Genomic DNA, 617 nt, shown 5'->3' on the forward strand with positions numbered 1-617 from the left:
CCGCGGCGGTCGCCTCAGCTCAAACGTTAGGCAGCACAGCCACCCTTATGCGCTACGCCCTCGCGGACTCAGAAGTCGAGTTCAGTGCAATTCGAGCGCAAGGTCCAGGTGGGCAGCACGTCAACAAGGCGGCCACTGCCGTTCAACTCCGCTTCGACATCCGAGCTTCTCGCCTGCCCGAGGTGGTCAAGGCTCGGCTGCTGCGCATCTCGGACAGTCGGATCTCCAGCGACGGAGTCGTCGTCATCAAGGCACAAGGTTCGCGGAGCCAAGAGGCCAACAAGGCAGAGGCGCTCGCCAGGCTGAACGAACTCATCGAGTCCGCCGAACATGTCCCGCGCAAGCGCCGACCTACCAAACCAACTCTCGCCTCCAAGCGCCGGCGCCTCGAAGGCAAGTCCATGAGGTCCGAAGTCAAATCCGGGCGAGCCAAGGTCGGCCTGTGAGCAACTCGCTCAGAGCGTTCCTCCGGCGTCCTGCACGCTCGGTGCTGCCTAACCCTTCGCTCGAGCCGACCCCCACCGGCTACGCGCTTGGGCCGCGAGGCGCTCGCTGGCATCATCCGCCTCGCGGCCCAAGCGCTCCACCGCTGGGGTCGTCTCAGCTCAAACGTTAGG

1 protein-coding gene is annotated in these 617 nt (G+C 65.0%); it reads left to right on the forward strand.

The window, feature by feature from the left end; all coding sequences use genetic code 11:
* Positions 1–47: 47 nt before the first annotated feature.
* On the forward strand, positions 48–446 hold the full coding sequence (gene arfB, locus D9C15_RS33230) for an alternative ribosome rescue aminoacyl-tRNA hydrolase ArfB (protein ID WP_128003725.1): 399 nt from the start codon (positions 48–50) through the stop codon (positions 444–446).
* The last annotated feature ends 171 nt before the right edge of the window (positions 447–617 follow it).

The sequence above is a fragment of the Piscinibacter defluvii genome (genome assembly GCF_004011805.1).
Taxonomy (GTDB): Bacteria; Pseudomonadota; Gammaproteobacteria; order Burkholderiales; family Burkholderiaceae_C; genus Piscinibacter; species Piscinibacter defluvii.

Coding starts and splice junctions, on each gene's coding strand:
- arfB (WP_128003725.1), top strand. CDS start 48: ATGCGCTACGCCCTCGCGGACTCAGAAGTCGAGTTCAGTGCAATTCGA.